The following is a 17975-nucleotide window of genomic DNA, read 5'->3' as shown; positions in this document are numbered from 1 at the left end:
GTCGATCCGCCCCGATCACTCGCCCCAGTCTTCTTCGACTTCGGGCGCGACTTCCAGCTTCAGAGGCTCGACGCTCGTCACCTCAAGTTCGACGCCACACTGGCTGCACGTCGTGACCTGCCCGGCAAGCGGGGCGCGACTGAACGTGACCTCTCCATCACACTCTGGACAACTTGTGGAGACAACCGCTTGACCCATGACTTGACTCCTTGCTTTGACTGCAACTCTGCTGTGCTGACTATCAAACGAAAAAAGCCCCCGGACACGCGTCCGAGGGCTTGAACTGGTCTGCCTGAATCGTTGATCTGGCTCAACGCGTTCCGCAGCAACCCGCACCAAGACCCGGACGCCCGAAAGCGCCTGCCGGTTTTTCGGATTTGCTTTTATGGAACTTTGCGAGCATGGTGCCTGTACAAAATCTTCGCCAGCAGCAGAAGTCAAGCCCCAGCGACCCTCGATTTGACGAATGACCCGCTCGGCCCGCTGCAACCGCGAGGCGGGCCCAAAAGCCTCAGTTGCAACCCCCTGAAAAACTTGTGAGGAATGCCTGGACATCAAAAAAGTTGAGCACTCCGTCTGGAACAAAGTCGGCCAGCAGATCGCCAGCCGCGAACGAAGACAGGAACAACTGCACATCGAAGAAGTCGAGCGCACAATCGCGGTTGATGTTGGCAGGCACATCGCAGTCGGGCGTGAACCCTCGTACCACGATTACGCCGCTGGCACCGCCAAAGGTCGAGAACAGAAAGTCGCCGGTCAGGGGATCGCGCGTTCCGCCCTCGGCTCCGCTCAACCCACTGATGAACACACGCCGCGTCGCCGCGATCGGGTCGCCATTGCTGTCGACCTCATAGGACACGACCAAGCCACTGCTGTACTCGCTGATGAGCACGCTGGCAAACGGAAACAGCGAAGCACCGGCCTCGACATACACAATTCCCTCAGGTCCCCCGCCAAGAAAGTAATCCGTCAGCGGGGCTGAGACGTCAAAAGTCCCATTGCCATCGGGCGTCAACACTGCATCATGCCACCTGCCCGAGTTGTATGGAAGCACTTTCAACCGCCCCGCACCGGGGAAACCCTGCGGCACAACCATCAACGCTCCGACTGAACTCGTAAAGCCCAGCGGCGTCAAATCGATGTTGCGGTCGGGAGCGACCGACCCGGGCTTGATCTGCCCCAGGGCGTTCATGCTGTATCGTGAGAAGAACAGCACATCATCGGGCCCATAGCACAGGCCTCCGTCGATGTTCGGAGCGGATGCAAAGACTGTCGCCGTCCCACCCCAGCCGGTGATCTGGTTCTCAGCGTCGCGCACCACTTGCACTGCATAAATGTTCGCCCCAGCCTGATTTGCCGCTCCGCCAATGAGCAGGGTGTTCGGATCATCGTGCTTGAACACCAAGCCGCCGAAATTTGCCGGGACACCAGGAACCAAGCCCAGACTCGAATAGGTGTAGGCGCAGTTGTAGTACGGATCGATCGTTTGGCCGAACGCACCGCCAGAGCACACACCAACAGCCGCAATCAACAGAAAGTGCTTCATCTCTTCTTCTCCCTCTGCCTGGAATTTTGCAGACCTTGAGCGATAATTACCCAAGGCCGGGCAACGCGAGTTTAAACTCCCAAGCCTCGGGACGCCAAGGATTTGTCTCCACAACTCAAGATTTTTGCTCGATCTTGGCCAGGAAGTGGTTATCAGTCGTCCACAGGCACAACCCGAGCAGCATGAGCGGCATTGGCGTCGATCGCATGAGGCAATGGAGCGCAGGGGACTCGAACCCCTAACTTCCAGCTTGCAAAGCTGGCACTCTACCAATTGAGTTAGCGCCCCTCCCCCTGTGGGTGTGGGGCGGTGAGGCGAACCGGACCGCCGCACCGCAGAACAGGAGCGATTATTGCCGCGCTGAGGGCTCAAGGCGCGTTGGCATTGCCAAGAGTAGACTCAGGGGTCGCCGCGCCTTCGGGTGCCTGTATTTCACCCCCAGTCAGGAGCGTGCCATGTCGATGAACTTCTCGTTCGATCACCTGCGCTCAACTCTGCGAGGCGAGCGGCCCGGCCGCCCCGAGCCCGAGCAACCTTTCCGCGTGCTGGTCATCGGCGATCTCTCGGGGCGTGCCAGTCGCGGGCAGGTCGAGCCACTGAGCGGCCGCAAAGTTCACGCACTGGACATCGACACGATGGACACGGTGATGTCGTCGCTAAATGTGCGGCTTGCGATTGGAGCGAGCACGCCTCGCGCGCTCGGCATGGGTTTCAGAGAAATCGACGACTTCCACCCCGACACCCTCCTGGTCCGTGTTGAAGTCTTCGGCGCGCTGCGGTCGCTCCGCGCCAGGTTGCTCAATCCCGCATCGAGTGCGGCTGCGGCTGCGGAGATCCGCGCGTGGGCTTCGCCTGCGAGTTCGATCATCGAGCCCAAGCCAGCCGAAGCCCCGGCCACTCCTCAATCTGAGTTTGAAGCCCTGCTCGGCACCGGCAGCCGTAGCGGTGCGACAAATCCGCAGCGCAGTCAGCTCGACGCACTGATCCGCGATCTGGTCGGACCTTCTATCGTGCCAGGAGCCGAACCGGACTTTGCCCACCTGGCTGCAACAATCGACGGTGCGATCAGCGACCTTATGCGAGGTATTCTGCACGACCCCGCGTTCCAATCGCTCGAAGCCGCGTGGCGAAGCGTCCACGAACTCATCACACGTCTGGAACTCTCCGAGGATCTGACGCTCTCTGTGCTCGATGCCTCGCGCGCTGAACTCGCTGACGATCTCGTGGCGCACCGCGGGGCGGGTCTGATGGACCTACTTGTCGAGCGACCTAGACGCACCGCCGGCGCGAATCCATGGAGCGTGATCTGCCTGCTCGAATCATTCGACGCGACGGTCGAGGATGCTCACCTTGCAGGCGGACTGGCGCTCGCGGCGCACGCTGCTGGCGCCCCGCTGCTAGCTGGTGCGTCGGCGGGGATGATCGGGTCGGCCTCGATCGCCGAACAGCCCAGACCCGAAAACTGGACACAGCAGACAAGTGCCGATGCCGGGCGCGCGTGGGATCTGGTGCAGTCGATGCCCGAAGCCGCCGCCCTGGGGCTGGCGTTGCCACGCGTCCTACTCAGGCAGCCTTACAGCCCGCGCACAAACCCGATCGATGCATTCGAGTTTGATGAGTGTCCGCCAAGCTCTCCGCACGAGTCATACCTGTGGGGTAATGCGGCGATGTGCCCAACGTTGATCCTCGCTCGAGGGTTTGCCGAACGTGGGTGGATGCTCGACGTCGAATCGGGTGGGGACATCGAAAGCCTGCCTGTAGTCGTGCGTGGCTCGGGTTCGGATGCTATCGCGCTCCCTTGCGCCGAAGCGTGGTTGACGGACACTGCATCGCAGCGGTTGCTGGAGCGAGGGGTCATTCCGATCCTGAGCGTGCAGCACCGTGATGCTGTGCGGGTGCCGCGGCTGTGCTCGATCGTGGGCGACCGACTCGCTGCTCGATGGGCATAGGTTCGATTCAGGGCTTGCGCATCATCCCCGATTCTCGCTGAATCGCAAGCCACGCCAGCAACACCGCCACACGCTCCTCGCGTTCGAGATCGAGAAAGAGTTCCGTCACGAAGCGTTCCTTCTGCTCCTGCGTCGGGTTCAGTTCAGCCGCCAGAAAGAACTCCTCAGCCCGAACGCGGATCATCTGCTCGGTCTCGGGCTTGAGCCGGGCAAGCTGAAGCAGGCGTTCGAACTCTGCCCCCTCAGCGCCCAGCGAACGCTCGATCGAGCGTTCGATCGCTCGTTCCAGTTCTTCGCCACGCAGCCGCGCCAGTGTCTCGATCGCATTAAACGCTTGACCCGCGCGGCGAGCCGCCTGCCGCTCATCCCGCATCAGTGCCTGACGGTACTCGATGACCAATCCTTCAAGTCGATTGGCGTTTTCCGCACTCAGGAACTCTCGCAACTCATTGAGCAGCGAGCCCCGCGCGACGAGTGGATAGATTTTTCCCGCGATCTCGCCAAGAAGTTTCCCAACAGCGCGGCTGTCGCCTTCGACTCGCGCACCGTCGAGCCGCTGAAGCGGGCCGATGCTGGCCAGAACGATGCGGTCAAACTCTGCCGTGCGCCTGGCGAGCACACTTTCGACAGCCGATCGCTCCGCACTGGACAGGCTCAGCAGTCCGAGGGCTGCTTCTTCGATCGACCCATCGAGCCGGACCAGCCGACCGTCATACCCCCAGCGGACCAGTGTCGGGGCAGCCGAATCAGACAGCGTGACCGTTGGCCCTGCCAGAGGTTCGACAGTTGGCGGACCTGCAGGTGGGACCGATGCGCAGGCTTGCCCAGCAACAATCAGGACTGCACCCACGACAAGACCAGTGATTCGGGCAGGCATGGCGATCCTCCATCGTTCAAGCGAATGTCGGCTCCGCAGACTCTTTGGCGGTCCGGCCTTTGTCCTTTCGCGAACTCAACCGCCCGAAGCGAGCCGGAGCGCCAACCGGACCGATCTTCGGACGATACATCGGCGTAGTGAGCGTATCGTCGATGATCTTGGCCCGGGGATCAACCCTTTTCTGTGACCCGGACCGATGAACCAGAGTACACCCGGGCCCTGGAGGCCCTAGAGGAAGCCGAACATGTGTGGAATCGTTGCGTATCTGGGCTCGAAGCAGGCAGCTCCGATCCTGATCGAAGGCCTCAAGCGAATGGAATACCGCGGCTACGACTCGGCAGGGCTTGCCATCATGGGCGAGCGCCTTACCGTGCTGCGCTCCGTCGGGCGCGTGGCCAACCTTGAGGCCAAGGTCGAAAGCAGCGGCGTCCTCATGGGTACCCTCGGCCTTGCCCACACACGATGGGCAACCCACGGCGGCGTGACCGAATCCAACGCCCACCCCCACCGCGACGATCGCCACGGCATCGCCATCGTTCACAACGGCATCATCGAGAACTATGCAGCACTGCGGCAATATCTGGCTGAACGCGGGCACACCTTCGTCAGCGAAACCGACACCGAAGTTCTGGCCATGCTCATCGGGGAGCTGTACAGCCCCGATGAAGGCATCGACCTCGAAGCGGCTGTGCAAGCGGCTTTGCGCGAAGTCACCGGGGCCTATGCCATTGCAGCAATTTGTGCACACGAACCCGACACCATCGTCTGCGCCCGCAAAGGCTCGCCACTGATCGTCGGTATCGGCAGCGGCGAGTTCGTCGTCGCGTCGGACCCCTCGGCCATTGTCGCACACACAACACAGGTGTTCTATATCAACGACTATAACGTCGTGCGCATCACACGCGACGGGTTCCGCACATCGACGCTCGACAACGTCGAAGTTCTGCCCAAGATGCAGCAACTCGAGATCGAACTCGACCAGATCGAACTCGGAACATTCGACCACTACATGAAAAAGGAGATCCACGAACAGCCTGCGTGCATCCGAACAGCCATGCGCGGGCGCGTGGATCACAAGGAATCCAAGATCGTTCTGGGCGGACTCTCGGTGCTGAGCAAGGAACTCGTGCGGGCCCGGCGCTTCATCATGACCGCGCAGGGCACCGCCCTCCATGCTGCGATGATCGGTGAATACCTGTTCGAGGATTTCGCCCGCGTGCCGACCGAATGCGAATACGCCAGCGAGTTCCGCTACCGCAATCCCATCATCGAAGAGGGCACGGTCATCATCGCGGTAAGCCAGTCGGGCGAAACTGCCGACACGCTTGCGGCATTGACCGAAGCCAAAGAGCGTGGTGCGCTGGCTCTGGGCGTCATCAATGTCGTGGGCTCGACGATCGCACGAGAAACCGATGCGGGCGTGTATCTGCGTGTGGGGCCTGAGATCGGCGTCGCGTCGACCAAAGCCTTTACTGGGCAGGTCGCGGCACTGACCATGATCTCGATCTATCTCGCGCGGCGTCGGCACATGTCCGAAGCCGCCTGCTCGGCGCTCCTGGCCGAGCTCGAGCAGATCCCCGACAAGATGGAACGAGTTCTCGAGCATGACGAACTCATCCGCACCATCGCCCAGAAGTATGCCCACCGCGAAAACTGGCTCTTCCTCGGGCGTGGGTACAACTATCCCACCGCTCTCGAAGGCGCACTCAAACTCAAGGAAATTTCGTACATCCACGCTGAAGGCATGCCCGCGGCCGAAATGAAGCACGGCCCGATCGCCCTCATCGACGATGGCATGCCCGTCGTCTTTATCGCCACACAAGGCAGCCAGTACGAAAAGGTCATGATCAACATCGAAGAGGTCCGCTCGCGTGGGGGCCACGTCATCGCTGTGGCCACCGAGGGCGACCGCAACATCCAGTCCCTGGCCGAGGATGTCGTCTTCGTTCCCCCCTGCCCCGAGCCGCTGAGCCCCTTGCTCACTGTGGTCCCATTGCAGTTATTGGCGTATCACGCGGCTGTGATTCGAGGACATGACGTCGATAAGCCGAGAAACTTGGCAAAGAGTGTCACTGTGGAGTGACCCGGAGTCCGAGTCTTTGTCCAAGAAGCGCGCGAGATCGGCCGAAGGTTGTGCTGGCCCCATAGGCCTGGGGGTGTCGCTGGTTCGCGGCCTAGACGCTGTGTCACCAACGCGCCCGATCAGCGTATTGCCAGCATGGGAGACCCCCGAAGCCGAAACTCGCGCGATCACGCTTCGGCCCCTGTGCCAGGAGGATCGCAGCGCCTATGTCGCCCTAGTCAACGCCAGCATGAATGAGCTGCGCCAGTTCCTTCCCGCCTTCTCGCTTGGCCAATCCGCTGACAGCCACTTTGAAGATGAACTCGAACGCACGATCCGCGGCGACGAGACCCGCTCGGCGTGGCGACGCGTCATCCTCTATCAGCAGCGACTTGTGGGTATGGCCAGCCTTATCAACATCTCGCGCGGGTTGACCCTCTCAGCCGACACTTCATGGTGGATCGGCACGCCATTCACCGGACGAGGTTTGGCGAAAAGCGCCCTTCGGCTCATGGTGCGACAGGCTTTCGCACCTTTGGCTGAAGGCCTCGGACTTCATCGCCTGTACGCAACCATCGCGCCCGAAAACACTGCCAGCATTCGCCTCGCCCTCGGCCTTGGGTTCGTGCGCTTCCCCGCCGAGGACCATCATCTCCACATGAGCCACGGATGGAAACGACATCAGTGCTACCTCGCCGAAGTCCATGCGACAACACTGCCCGAACTCAAACCCGGCTTACCTCGCGCCAGTGAGTTACTCTGATCGCGTGGAACTCAATCACTTTGAGATCGGGCACGCAGACCCAACATCGCTTGAAGGTGTGCCGCCCTCTCCGGGCGCAGTCGCGATGTTCGCAGCCGATGGCAGCTGCCTGCTCGTCGCCGTGACGGGCGATGCGCGCGAGTTCTGTAAGAAGAGGCTGAATCCCGAACGCGGCGGCTCGCTCGCCGAAGTTGTGCACCACATCGAATGTGCCCGCTGCGATTCGATGTTCGAAGCCCAGTGGGCGTACCTCACGCTCGCTCGCGACAGGCTCGGCGAGGCTGCCGCAGCGGTCGTCGATCGCATGCGGTGCTGGTTTCTTCGTCTCGACCACGTCGCGTGCACATGGGACATTACACAACTGGAGCAAGGGTGGGAACCAGATGAAAGGTTCACTGTTGTCGGACCGATGCCCGACAAGCACGCCGCCGAGCGACTCGGACAGATGCTCGACGCCGGCTTCGATCTGTGTCGATTCCCGAACGAAGTGCGTCGAGCACCCCACGGCCGCGCATGTGTCTACCACGAAATGGGTCGCTGCCCTGCACCGTGCGATGGATCTGAACCCTGGCTCAATTTTGCTGCACGATTCAATCACGCGTCTCTCAGCCTTCAGAGTTCCGACACTCTCTCAGCGACTCTTGAAACCCACATGAATGCCGCGGCCCGAGCCCAGGAGTTCGAGCGCGCTGGCGAAATGCAACGGCTCGTGGACGCACTTGGCACGCGTCGAGGCCGTGCGCTGGCCCATTTCGGACGCCTCGAGAATTGGGAGCGAATCGTCGTCTCACCAATCGGGAGTGCAAGGGTCCGCATCTGGTCATGGCGTGCGAGCGGCCTGACTGCACTCTGCGAGACTCCCCGGCAAGCCACGGCTGCTGAACGAATCGACCTTGCTCATCACATTGAAACTCGCACTTGTCCCCCTTGCCGCGCACTAACCCGCCAGGACATCGAACTGTTCTGGGTGATGAGCCAGCGCTTGTTTCTCGCACGGCGGGCCGAGCAGATCCTGCTCCCTGCTGAAGCCATCGACCCCAAACGTCTCAAGTCTGCCTTGTTAAAGCACGCAAAGATCACTGATGAAACCGAAGAGTTCACCCTGCTCTGATCGAGGGCCACAACGATGACCGATCCTTACCCGCTGACGTTCATTCCGATCCTCAAAGCCAAGGTCTGGGGCGGACGTCGCCTGATGCGCTATGGCAAACCAATGCCCGAGGACGCTGCGGTGCTCATCGGCGAGAGTTGGGAATTGGCGGACCTGGCGTCAACCTCTGCGAGCGGCGGCGGCGGGGACGCAGCCCACTCTGTCATTGCAAACGGACCTCTCACTGGCTCGACTATCACTAACGCCATGCGCCTCTGGGGCCCCCGCTTGCTCGGAGACGTCCCCTTTCAAGCCGAGACCCGTGCGCAGCAGACGCCCCACCCGGCGTTTCCGCTCCTCCTCAAGTTTCTCGATGCTCGCGAGCATCTTTCGGTACAGGTCCACCCGAGTCCGCACTACGCCGCTGCCCATCCGCAGGCTCATCTGAAGACTGAATCGTGGTATGTGCTCGACGCCGAGCCCGTCGATGGCAAGCCGCCAATGATCTTCCGCGATCTCAAGCCGGGAACGACGCGCGAGGACTTTGTTCGCAGCATCGAATCTGGAGAGGTTGCATCGGCGCTCGCCACTCAGCCCGCCGTGCCTGGCCAGTGTCACACGTTGCCGAGCGGCACGCTCCACGCGCTTGGCGCAGGCGTGCTGGTGGCCGAAGTCCAGACCGCCAGCGACACCACCTTTCGCGTTTATGACTGGACGAGTGAGTACAGCCGCCCTCAGCGCGCGCTGCACATCGACGCCGCGCTCGAGTGCATCGACTTCAGCCAGGATCATGACACTCTGCCGACACAGGCCTCGCCAGGATCGCTCACCTCGCGACTTGCCGCCACAGCGTTCTACACCATCGATGAAGTCGCGCCAACAGCTGCGGGCATGATTTTCCCGAGCGATGTCTGTGTCGCGATCATGGGCATTGCAGGGCGAGGCCGGATTTCGAGCGTGCGAGGACACTGGCCGGATGTCGCAATTTCAGCGGGCACGACGGTCCTGATCCCCGCTGCCGCCGCGGGCGATGCACGCTTGTGCGATGTCGAACATTGCCGTGTGCTGACCATCGGGCTTGGCCAATTCAACTGAGGCTCATCCCAGCGCCCGAGACGATTGCGCTGCTGCTACAAGAGCCTCAAAGAGACGACTGCCCAGCGCCGGCTCGCTCGTGCGCTCCGGATGCCATTGCACCCCGAGGCAAAACCTTCGCTCGGGGTCGCCAACTGCCTCGATGATGCCATCCGGAGCGCGCGCCAGCACATGCAATACACCAGCATCGCTCACCGCCTGCCGATGGCGGCTCAGCACCTTCCCCGCACAGAGTGAAGCCCCGGCTTCAGGTTGTACCGCGTGCTCCTGCTCCCAGTGGTTGGCCGCCACGGGCTCTCCGAGTCGTTGGTCAAGCATCCCGCGCGATACCAAAGCCAGCAACTGCATGCCCAGACACACACCCAGAACCGGCTTGTCTCGCACCAGAACCTGCCGCAGCAACTCGACCTCGAACCTCTGCCGATCAGGGTGCAGCAGCGTCGCGCGCGGGTCGGTCGCCACGCCAAATTCTTCCATACGTGGGTCGTCGCCACCCGTAAATACAAAGCCGTCGCATCGCTCGACAAACTCCCCGATATTGCCCTGCTCGTGCGGAAGAAGCACCGGCAACCCCCCAGCCTGCGCAACCGAACGGGCATAACTGGGGTACATTGCTGTACGCTCCCGACTCGCGACCTCGACGATGTCTGTCGTAATGGCGATCAACGGCCTCTGCACAACCATGCCCTCCAGCCCGCGACGACCGAGCCATACAGGTTAGAATCTCCGCAATGTCCGAGCGCAGCGTCATCATCAGCGTTTTGATCGCCCTTCTCTTGCTGGGCGCATACCTCCTCGTCGATCACTTCCGCAAGCCGGTCGCCGCCGACCCGATCGCCCTGATGACCTTTGACTCCGCCGCGGTCGAACGCATCGAACTCGTCGGCTCCACCGCGATCCAGCGCGAGGAAGTCCTCGGCTCGCCGCGCTGGATGGTGCACTGGACCACACCGGCGGGCGACAAGGCAACATGGCCAGCCGATGAATCGCGCGTCCGCGCCGGGCTGCGTGTGCTGATCTCGGCCCCCATCGTGCCGACCGATCTTCCGATTCAACGCAGTGCGAGCCTGCGCATCGTCCTCATGGATGGCTCATCCGAACTCATCCACTTCGATCAGCAACCGATGGCAGGACGAATCGTGATCGAAAAGGAGCCCGATGAAGGTCGCCCCGTGCGCGGCTATGTCGATGCTGCGATCTTCAGTGCATTCGTCGAAACCGGTCTCGGTGCGTGGCGATCACCCGCTGCGCTCGCCCCATTTGCCACGGGCCCTTCACTCATCGAACTCTCTTCGGGCACTGGCTCCCTCACACTGACAAGACGGGACGCACGCTGGGCACTGGCCGAGCCAATCAATGTTCCCGCTGACGCAGATGCCTCTCGCTCGCTGGCGCTCACCTTGGCAGGAGTTGAAGTCCTCGCCTTCCGCGACGATCTCACCCGCGCCGACGATCGAACGGGTCTCGATACGCCGCTCGCTACCATCATCACCGAAACCGAAGTTCGCCGAGGCGACGGTTCACTCTTGCGACAGAGCATCGTGGTCGGTGGCGCAACGAACCTCGGCGGAAAGTCGGTCTTTGCTGAACTCGCCTGGTCACTCGTCGAAGGCAACGAACGAGCCAGATTTCTAGCAGGGCCTGTCATCGCAGAACTCGCAACCGAATCGCTCAATGCCCTCTCCACCAGAGTCGAGCCCTATGTGTCAAGGCGCGGCGCGACATTCGCCAACAACACAGTCGAACGCATCATCATCCGACAGAATACTCGATCACTCGCACTCGAACGCAGCGGCCTCGGCTGGACAACGCGACAAGCCGCCCTCCTCCCCGGCGATGCTGCCATCGTCACCACCCTGCTCGAAACGCTCACAGTCACCACAGCCGATCAGGTACGTCTGACTTCAGCCTTGGCAACCGACTCCATGACCGTCTCCCTGCACATGGGCATCGGGCCTGCAGCCGCCACATTCTCCATCGTCCCCCTCACCGATCCGCCGGGAATATTGGCTCTCGACGGGCGTGTCGCGCGAGGCTACGCCACCGATGCAAATTTCCTCTCAAGCCTCAGCGACCTTCTCGCACGCGAAGGACAGAACGAACCGGGAGCAGATCCGCAAGAACCAACGCTCGACGACGAGGGCAACTCCGACTCCGATCTGCCCCGCGGAGCCTGACGTTCGCAACCCACAGTGCCAGTGCGTCAAGGCATCCCTTCTCGCAACTGCTGGAGCACCACTCGCAATTGCGCGAGTTCTGTATCCACCCGGATGATCTCGGCCAGTGTCTGGTTGCGCAACTCGATGAGTTGCTGCTTGCGTTCCGGATCGCCCGCAAGATCGGCATGACGCTCGAAGTTCACTGCTCTCTCTTCGAGCAGCGTGCGCTGGAGCATCAGCGCACGCGTCCGGTCCACGATCGCTGCAACCTCGGTAATGCGCGTGCGCTCCGGGTCGCGTTCAAAAAAACCGGCCTGCCCCATATCATGACCGCCCACGCGCAGTATCGTGCTTGACCGTGGTTGCCCCCCCAGCCCAACCATGCGCGACGCATTCTCACGCGTCATCGGCCACCGATCCTCCCCAACACCCGCAGCCTCCACACGCGCCCAGTCTTCGATCGAGATCTCAGCCCCCACCGGCATGCGTGGCGGCGGCAACGCCCGACGCTGCCATCGCTTGTAAAACGCATACGCGAGATCCGTCTGCGAAGGCCGCTGCGCATCGGGCAGATCCGCAAACGCCCCCAGCAAGACCCGCAGCGTCACCACCGAACCCCCGCGCAGCACACGCATTTCGATTTCCTGCCCCGGATCGAGCGACAGGATCGTCCACCGCAGTTCGTCCTGTGTATGCATCGTCTGCCCATTGGCAGCTTGCACCATGTCCCCGGGCACCAGGTGATTGGCAGCATCAAACCCCTCGATGGTCTGCCCGATCACCACGCCCTGAGGCCCGAACCCGCTGAACTGCACACCCAGACCCGCCAGGCGCCGCATTTCGAACAACCGCCGGGCCACCTGCCGCACACGGATCTCCTGCTCGGGCGATAGTTCCCCCGAACGCGCCAATTGTTCCAGATCTTCCAACTTGGCCGCCCGATCCTCCAGCATCCGACGCATCGCCTCATCGCGCTGCGCCCAGACCGGCGCGTCGAGCGCAGCCAGCAACTCTGCCGAAACCTGCGCGCCCGCACATGCACACAAGCCGCTCGCCAGCACAAGCCCCAATCGAACTTGGTTGACCATTGATCGATACGCCATGTCATGATTCTACCGCAAGCACCCCCGCCAGTGCGCCAGCATTTTCACAAAGCCATTGGCACTTTCTCGCGACCAGCCGAAGGCACGTCAATGCGTCCAGATGTCCGAACCGGCCGGTCTCGATGATCGGCCTGAGCCCCTCGGCAATCAGCAACTCGATCATCAGATACGGCACCAGCGGTGCATCGGCCGGCAACCCACCTCGATACCCCCGCCAGAACATCCTCACTTTCCGCTCGTCGGGTTCTAGTGGCCAGCGCAGCGGGTCCGCCCCCTGCCTCGTCATCGAAAACTGAAGCAGCCCGTTGGCCACCTCGACAATCGGCGGCGCGTACCGCGCAGAATCAAAATCGAGCACCGCAGCAACCTCGGCATCCCGAAAAATCATGTTCCCGGGGTGCCAGTCACCATGCACGATCAGGACATCACGCCGCGACAGATCGCTCCGATTCAGCTCTTCATCGGCCGCCAAAGCCGCCGCTTTGATCCGCGCCATCGCCGATGCAAAAGACTTATCCATGCGCTCCACCACCGCGCAACTTCCGATCAAGTCCATCCCGACGCGGCCCGATGCCTGGGGCATCACGCGATCCGGTCGATGATCCGCAATCAGCGCGTGCAACCGTGCCAGTTGCCGCCCCGCATCGGCAACCTCACTGTCACGCCCCGTGTACATCTCCCCATCAACATATGAAAAGAGTTCATACACGAACCCGTCACGCTGGAGCATCGAGTTGTTGTCGTCGCGGGTGCCGATAATGCGAGGCGTCGCGAATCCCCGTGCCGCCAGAAACAACTGCACCCCGTGCACAAACGCCACGCGGAATGGATCTCCCGTGCGCGGACTTCGCCGCTTGAGCAAGAACCGCCCTCGCGCCGCCTCGATCACGACTTTGGGAGACTGTGGCGAACCCCTGCGAAACTCCCGAATCGCCGTGATTTTCCCCAGTTCATACCGCGCGCATACGTCCTGTAACTCACGCGGCGAAAATCGCTCCAGTTCGACTCGAGGCGTTCGCGCAAGGTCAACAGGTTCGGGGTCCGGAGGTACACTGGCAGGTTCGACCATGAGGCTCGCTCCTTCGCGATCACTCCACGTTCTGCACCTGCTCCTTCACACGGTCGATCGCACCCTTGATTTCCACGATCAGGCGCGCCAATTCTGCGTTCGGGCTTTTGCTCGCCATCGTGTTCGCCTCGCGCAGCAACTCCTGACTCAGAAAATCCAGCGTCCGCCCCACAGGCACCTCGCTGGCAATCAGATCACGGAAATGCCGGATGTGCTCGCGCAAACGCGTCACTTCCTCATGAATATCAGTCTTCTCAGCATACACCGCAATCTCGCGGATCAGATCCGACGGATCGGTCGTCATCTCCGCATCCTGAAGCAGCACCTCGACACGCGCCTTGAGCCGCTTTTCATAATCGGCGACCACATCGGGCGCACGTTCGTGGATCTTCTCCAGTCGATCACTCATCAAGTCGAGTTGTGATTCCAGTTCGCGCGCCAGCGACATCCCCTCGCGCGCTCGACGTTCGATCAGCACCCCGCACGCTTCCTCCGTCAGCGCGACCAGCACATCGCGCGTCCGGTGCAGCCTCTCCTCCTCGTCGCTCGGAGGCTGAAGCACACCAGGCAGCGTCAGCAGCGCCGCCAGGTCCATCCTGACCTTTCCCTGAGCAAACGCCGGAGCCTTCTCAAGTTGATCCACATATTTCTGAAGCGCGTCGTGGTTGATTTCCATCGCCGCGCTGGCCGATTGATCCGAGATGCTCGCTGTCAGCGTCACCGTGCCGCGCCCGAGTCGATGCCGGAGAACAGACTCCAGCTCAGGCTCAAGCGATTGCAGCGACTCGGGCAGCCGAATGACAGCCTTGAGATACTTGTTGTTCAGCGACCGGACCTCGACAAAAAAGTGCGCGCCGTCGCGCTGGGCCGATGCGTCTCCAAATCCGGTCATGCTCCGAATCAAAGTTGCCCTTCCGACCTTCTAGAACCCATCGTCCGCCTGACTCGAGTCTTGAGAACCCTCAGAGCCCGGCGATGGTGCGCCCGACTCATCATCAACCGCACTCGGCACCGCAGGCGGCACAGGCGTGTCCTCGACCGGCGCAGGCACTTGCCCGGCAGGAGGCGCAAAGTCCTCCGGAAACCGATCGCTCGACTCAATCACAGCAGGACCCCTTGCAGGCGCCTCAGGACGAGCTGCAAACTGCAGCCCCACCGCCAGAAGCAAGTACGTCACGAAAATACCGATCGTCGCGAATGTCAGAGCATCACCCGTCTTGGTCCCGAACGCCGTTTGACCAGACCCGCCGCTCCCAGACCCGAACGCCCCACTCAGTCCGCCTCCCTGAGGCCTCTGAATCAGCACGATCAGAATCATCAGCACGCAGATCACCAGAAACAGCGCAATCAGGATCGACGCAATCCATGGACTCAAGCCCAGTGTCAAAACCATGTCAAAATACTCCCACCGACGCGAGCTCCGCGCCGCACCCATCGTAGGTCGACCCATCAACCCCGGGAATCGTGCTGCATCCTTCGCGACGCGACCGCTGCGCGCACAATTCGGACGAAATCGGCCGATACCAGCGATGCACCCCCGATCAGCCCCCCATCAACATCAGGTTGCGAAAACAACTCGGCCGCGTTCGCTGGCTTGGCAGACCCACCATAAATAATCCGAGTCTCTTGTGCCACCTGATCGTTGAAAGTCGCGCTCAGCCACGCTCTGATCTTCTCGTGCGCGTCCTGAGCATCAGCCGGAGTCGCGGTCCGCCCGGTCCCGATCGCCCAAACCGGCTCGTACGCAATCACCACCTTGCTCATCCGCTCGAAACCCAAATCAGATAATCCCGCCTCGAGTTGTCGCACATTCACCAGGTCAGTTTCACCCGCATTGCGCTGTTCGAGCGTCTCACCGATGCAAAGCACGACCTCCAACCCCGCATCAAGCCCCGCGATCAACTTCTGCCGGATCAGCCCATCGGACTCTCCGATGACATGTCGCCTTTCGCTGTGACCAACCAGCACGGACCGAACACCACAGTCGATGAGCATCTCGGCGGAAACTTCGCCCGTAAAGGCTCCGTTAGGCTGGTGGTAGACATCCTGCGAACCAAGCCGCAACCCAACCCCGCGTTCTCTGAGAATCGAGTTGACGCTCAACAGGTACGGAAACGGTGGAAAAATCGTGACATCACACGGCGGCTGATCGACAAGGTCGCCCGCAATGCCCCGTGCCAGCGCCCCGGCCGAGAGCACGCCAGTGTTCATTTTCCAGTTTCCGCCAACGTAGGGCCTTCGCGTCATGCCAATCTGCCTCTGAGACCATTGAAAGCAGACAGTAGACACCCTCGCTGCGAACCGCTCGCTTCACGGCTTGGAGAATCTCGGACATCGAGGTGGTATACCTGATAACTCGAGGGTATCCCTAAATCCAAAAATTGCTTCCAAATACGGAGCAATTGTGGTAGTGTGTGTAACGGAAATCCGGTCACATCGATTGCAAGCCGCATGACGGCAAGGGTGTGGTTGCGATTTTTCCCGCTCGCAATGATGGAGGGAGAAATGGAACTCTTAGGCTACGCGAATCAACTGAGAACAGTTGCAGCATTTCTTGTTCCTGCGACGTTTGCCAGTCTGTCTCAGGCGCAGAACACATTCGTCAACCAGGCCCTGGCCAGGGGCGTCAATTACACCGTTGGATCAAACAACTCGTTTATCGGTCAAGGCGTCGCATTGGCAGACCTCAACGGCAACGGACACCTTGACATAATCGCTCTCGGAGCAAACTCGGGCGTCGTCGGCATCTTCCAGAACAACGGCTCTGGGCAGTTCACCAACCGCTCTGCACAGAGCGGAATCCCGCCAACGACGTGGGTGACAAGCGTTACTGCAATCGATTTCGACGGGGACGGAGACCTTGACCTCCATCTTGTCCGTGCTGGCCATCCAGATCGCCTGTACCGCAACGATGGCAACTTCAGCTTCACCGATGTCTCAGTTGCCTCAGGCCTCAACAGCGGTGGCTATGGCATCGGTGCCAATTGGGCCGACTACGACGGCGACGGATGGCTCGACGTATACCTCTGCAACCGCACCGGCACCGAAGGCAACTTCATTGAGAATCAACTCTTCCGCAACAATGGCAACGGCACTTTCACCGATGTCTCTGTTCAGCTCGGCGTACAAGCGACCGGCGACCCAACTCTTCTCGCCTTGTGGTTCGACTTCGACAACGACGGCGACCCCGACCTCTACCTCGGCACTGACAAAGGATTCGATAGCCCCTTCACCAACCGTCTCTACCGTAACAACGGTGATGGCACATTCACCGAAATCACCCAGCAGGCCAACATGGAAGCAAACCTTGACTGCATGGGCTTTGCTGTTGGCGATATCTCCGGCAACGGCTTTCAGGATGTCTACATGACCAACTTGCCGCCGGGCAATCTGCTCATGCTCAACAACGGCGACGGCACATTCTCCGATGCCACCGCAGCAGCCGAACTCGAAGTCTTCGCCCTCGGCTGGGCCACCGGATTCTTCGACTACGACAACGACACCGACCTCGATCTGTTCGTCTGCAATGAGATGGCGCCCAATCGACTCTTTCGCAACAACGGCTCATTCCCATTTACCGATGTCACCCCCACGAGCGGCCTGGGCGAACTCGCAACCTCATACACCTTCGCCTACGGCGACATTGACGGTGACGGCGATCTCGACATGATCGTCTCGAATATCAACCAACCGCTACGAGTCTTCATCAATACTGTCGGACAGGACAATCACTGGATCAAACTCAACGTCGTCGGCTACGGCCCCAACACCAAGGCCATCGGCGCAGTCGTCCGACTCACCGCCAACAACATCTCTCAGATGCGAGAAGTCTTCTCAGGGGGCAACTATCTAAGCCAGAATCAGACCGTCCTTCACTTCGGACTCGGCCCATTCACACTCGCCACACAAACCATCGAAGTACGCTGGCCAAACAGCAATGTCCGCCGCACACTCACCGGGTATCCCGCGAACCACACTTGGAACATCTACCCGCCCTCACGCCTCGGAGACGTCAACAACGACGGCGTCATCTCCACCAGCGAGATCGAGCAGGCCATTCATGTCATGCAAGCACTCGGCGGCGGCGAACTTCAACCCGGTCACGAGATCTTTGATATCAACGGCGACTGCCGCGTCACCTTGATCGACATCCTCGCCATGACCAAACGCCTTCAGAGCGCCTCGGGCAGCAATTCCCCGGCAGTACGCACGCCTTGATCAGTGCGTCATTCAGACAGGATCGACGACTCGAGCTCGCACAT

Annotated in this window: 16 protein-coding genes and 1 tRNA gene; 7 read left to right on the top strand and 10 right to left on the bottom strand. The window is 61.0% G+C overall.

Annotated elements, in window-relative coordinates:
* Nucleotides 1-15 precede the first annotated feature (15 nt).
* The 3 genes from lysW to KF757_02470 all read right to left on the bottom strand — a co-directional run bounded on the left by lysW (nt 16) and on the right by KF757_02470 (nt 1834).
* Complete coding sequence (gene lysW / locus KF757_02480; GenBank protein MBX3321837.1) at nt 16-198, bottom strand: lysine biosynthesis protein LysW; 183 nt, start codon at nt 196-198, stop codon at nt 16-18.
* A 313-nt stretch (nt 199-511) separates the two neighbouring features.
* The gene (locus tag KF757_02475) at nt 512-1546 is read right to left on the bottom strand and encodes a hypothetical protein (GenBank protein MBX3321836.1); all 1035 of its coding nucleotides are present in this window, start codon (nt 1544-1546) and stop codon (nt 512-514) included.
* Nucleotides 1547-1761: 215 nt separating this feature from the next.
* Nucleotides 1762-1834, bottom strand: a tRNA-Ala gene (locus KF757_02470).
* A 167-nt stretch (nt 1835-2001) separates the two neighbouring features.
* Here KF757_02470 and KF757_02465 point away from each other — a divergent pair.
* Entirely contained in the window at nt 2002-3495 is a 1494-nt protein-coding gene (locus KF757_02465; protein ID MBX3321835.1) for a type VI secretion system contractile sheath large subunit, read from the top strand.
* Nucleotides 3496-3502: 7 nt separating this feature from the next.
* Here KF757_02465 and KF757_02460 read toward each other — a convergent pair whose 3' ends face one another.
* Nucleotides 3503-4372, bottom strand: coding sequence for a hypothetical protein (locus tag KF757_02460; GenBank protein MBX3321834.1), 870 nt, complete (start codon nt 4370-4372; stop codon nt 3503-3505).
* A gap of 244 nt (nt 4373-4616) precedes the next feature.
* Between KF757_02460 and glmS the strand changes: the two genes are divergently transcribed.
* Genes glmS through KF757_02440 form a run of 4 tightly spaced genes read left to right on the top strand, consistent with a single transcriptional unit; the run spans nt 4617 to nt 9382 of the window.
* Nucleotides 4617-6455 carry a glutamine--fructose-6-phosphate transaminase (isomerizing) gene (gene glmS / locus KF757_02455; protein MBX3321833.1) on the top strand — a complete coding sequence of 613 codons (1839 nt, stop codon included), beginning with the start codon at nt 4617-4619 and terminating at the stop codon, nt 6453-6455.
* 16 nt (nt 6456-6471) lie between these two features.
* Nucleotides 6472-7197 (top strand): GNAT family N-acetyltransferase, encoded by a 726-nt coding sequence (locus tag KF757_02450; protein MBX3321832.1) that lies wholly within the window; start codon nt 6472-6474, stop codon nt 7195-7197.
* The gene (locus KF757_02445; GenBank protein MBX3321831.1) at nt 7139-8308 is read left to right on the top strand and encodes a hypothetical protein; all 1170 of its coding nucleotides are present in this window, start codon (nt 7139-7141) and stop codon (nt 8306-8308) included. The genes KF757_02450 and KF757_02445 overlap by 59 nt, the downstream gene beginning before the upstream one ends.
* A gap of 15 nt (nt 8309-8323) precedes the next feature.
* Complete coding sequence (locus KF757_02440) at nt 8324-9382, top strand: class I mannose-6-phosphate isomerase (GenBank protein MBX3321830.1); 1059 nt, start codon at nt 8324-8326, stop codon at nt 9380-9382.
* Nucleotides 9383-9385: 3 nt separating this feature from the next.
* On the opposite strand, the gene KF757_02435 is transcribed toward KF757_02440, so the two are convergent.
* A complete protein-coding gene (locus KF757_02435; protein ID MBX3321829.1) occupies nt 9386-10066 on the bottom strand; it encodes a gamma-glutamyl-gamma-aminobutyrate hydrolase family protein in 681 nt (226 codons plus the stop codon).
* A 47-nt stretch (nt 10067-10113) separates the two neighbouring features.
* On the opposite strand from KF757_02435, the gene KF757_02430 reads away from it, so the two are divergent.
* The gene (locus tag KF757_02430) at nt 10114-11559 is read left to right on the top strand and encodes a DUF4340 domain-containing protein (GenBank protein MBX3321828.1); all 1446 of its coding nucleotides are present in this window, start codon (nt 10114-10116) and stop codon (nt 11557-11559) included.
* A 26-nt stretch (nt 11560-11585) separates the two neighbouring features.
* Here KF757_02430 and KF757_02425 read toward each other — a convergent pair whose 3' ends face one another.
* The 5 genes from KF757_02425 to tpiA are packed head-to-tail and all read right to left on the bottom strand — an operon-like array spanning nt 11586 to nt 15960.
* Nucleotides 11586-12644: a PDZ domain-containing protein gene (locus KF757_02425; GenBank protein MBX3321827.1), complete on the bottom strand. Its 1059-nt coding sequence runs from the start codon at nt 12642-12644 to the stop codon at nt 11586-11588.
* A gap of 1 nt (nt 12645) precedes the next feature.
* Nucleotides 12646-13713, bottom strand: coding sequence for a phosphotransferase (locus KF757_02420; GenBank protein ID MBX3321826.1), 1068 nt, complete (start codon nt 13711-13713; stop codon nt 12646-12648).
* A gap of 19 nt (nt 13714-13732) precedes the next feature.
* Nucleotides 13733-14605, bottom strand: a complete 873-nt coding sequence (locus KF757_02415) for a YicC family protein (GenBank protein MBX3321825.1) — start codon at nt 14603-14605, stop codon at nt 13733-13735.
* Between the two features lie 30 nt (nt 14606-14635).
* Complete coding sequence (gene secG, locus KF757_02410; protein MBX3321824.1) at nt 14636-15106, bottom strand: preprotein translocase subunit SecG; 471 nt, start codon at nt 15104-15106, stop codon at nt 14636-14638.
* 56 nt (nt 15107-15162) lie between these two features.
* Nucleotides 15163-15960: a triose-phosphate isomerase gene (gene tpiA / locus KF757_02405; GenBank protein MBX3321823.1), complete on the bottom strand. Its 798-nt coding sequence runs from the start codon at nt 15958-15960 to the stop codon at nt 15163-15165.
* A gap of 258 nt (nt 15961-16218) precedes the next feature.
* On the opposite strand from tpiA, the gene KF757_02400 reads away from it, so the two are divergent.
* Entirely contained in the window at nt 16219-17931 is a 1713-nt protein-coding gene (locus KF757_02400; protein ID MBX3321822.1) for a VCBS repeat-containing protein, read from the top strand.
* Nucleotides 17932-17975: the final 44 nt, after the last annotated feature.

This window comes from Phycisphaeraceae bacterium (genome assembly GCA_019636795.1).
In the GTDB taxonomy this organism is placed as follows: domain Bacteria; phylum Planctomycetota; class Phycisphaerae; order Phycisphaerales; family UBA1924; genus JAHBWW01.
The sequence above is the reverse complement of the archived record's forward strand: the minus strand, read 5'-3'. Positions and strand labels throughout refer to the sequence as shown.

Excerpts from the sequence above, each read along its gene's own strand:
- glmS (MBX3321833.1), top strand. The coding sequence starts at position 4,617 with ATGTGTGGAATCGTTGCGTATCTGGGCTCGAAGCAGGCAGCTCCGATC.
- KF757_02415 (MBX3321825.1), bottom strand. The coding sequence starts at position 14,605 with ATGACCGGATTTGGAGACGCATCGGCCCAGCGCGACGGCGCGCACTTT.
- KF757_02420 (MBX3321826.1), bottom strand. The coding sequence starts at position 13,713 with ATGGTCGAACCTGCCAGTGTACCTCCGGACCCCGAACCTGTTGACCTT.
- KF757_02435 (MBX3321829.1), bottom strand. The coding sequence starts at position 10,066 with ATGGTTGTGCAGAGGCCGTTGATCGCCATTACGACAGACATCGTCGAG.
- KF757_02445 (MBX3321831.1), top strand. The coding sequence starts at position 7,139 with ATGCGACAACACTGCCCGAACTCAAACCCGGCTTACCTCGCGCCAGTG.
- KF757_02430 (MBX3321828.1), top strand. The coding sequence starts at position 10,114 with ATGTCCGAGCGCAGCGTCATCATCAGCGTTTTGATCGCCCTTCTCTTG.
- KF757_02475 (MBX3321836.1), bottom strand. The coding sequence starts at position 1,546 with ATGAAGCACTTTCTGTTGATTGCGGCTGTTGGTGTGTGCTCTGGCGGT.
- KF757_02465 (MBX3321835.1), top strand. The coding sequence starts at position 2,002 with ATGTCGATGAACTTCTCGTTCGATCACCTGCGCTCAACTCTGCGAGGC.
- KF757_02400 (MBX3321822.1), top strand. The coding sequence starts at position 16,219 with ATGGAACTCTTAGGCTACGCGAATCAACTGAGAACAGTTGCAGCATTT.
- KF757_02425 (MBX3321827.1), bottom strand. The coding sequence starts at position 12,644 with ATGGCGTATCGATCAATGGTCAACCAAGTTCGATTGGGGCTTGTGCTG.
- KF757_02460 (MBX3321834.1), bottom strand. The coding sequence starts at position 4,372 with ATGCCTGCCCGAATCACTGGTCTTGTCGTGGGTGCAGTCCTGATTGTT.
- lysW (MBX3321837.1), bottom strand. The coding sequence starts at position 198 with ATGGGTCAAGCGGTTGTCTCCACAAGTTGTCCAGAGTGTGATGGAGAG.
- KF757_02440 (MBX3321830.1), top strand. The coding sequence starts at position 8,324 with ATGACCGATCCTTACCCGCTGACGTTCATTCCGATCCTCAAAGCCAAG.
- secG (MBX3321824.1), bottom strand. The coding sequence starts at position 15,106 with ATGGTTTTGACACTGGGCTTGAGTCCATGGATTGCGTCGATCCTGATT.
- tpiA (MBX3321823.1), bottom strand. The coding sequence starts at position 15,960 with ATGACGCGAAGGCCCTACGTTGGCGGAAACTGGAAAATGAACACTGGC.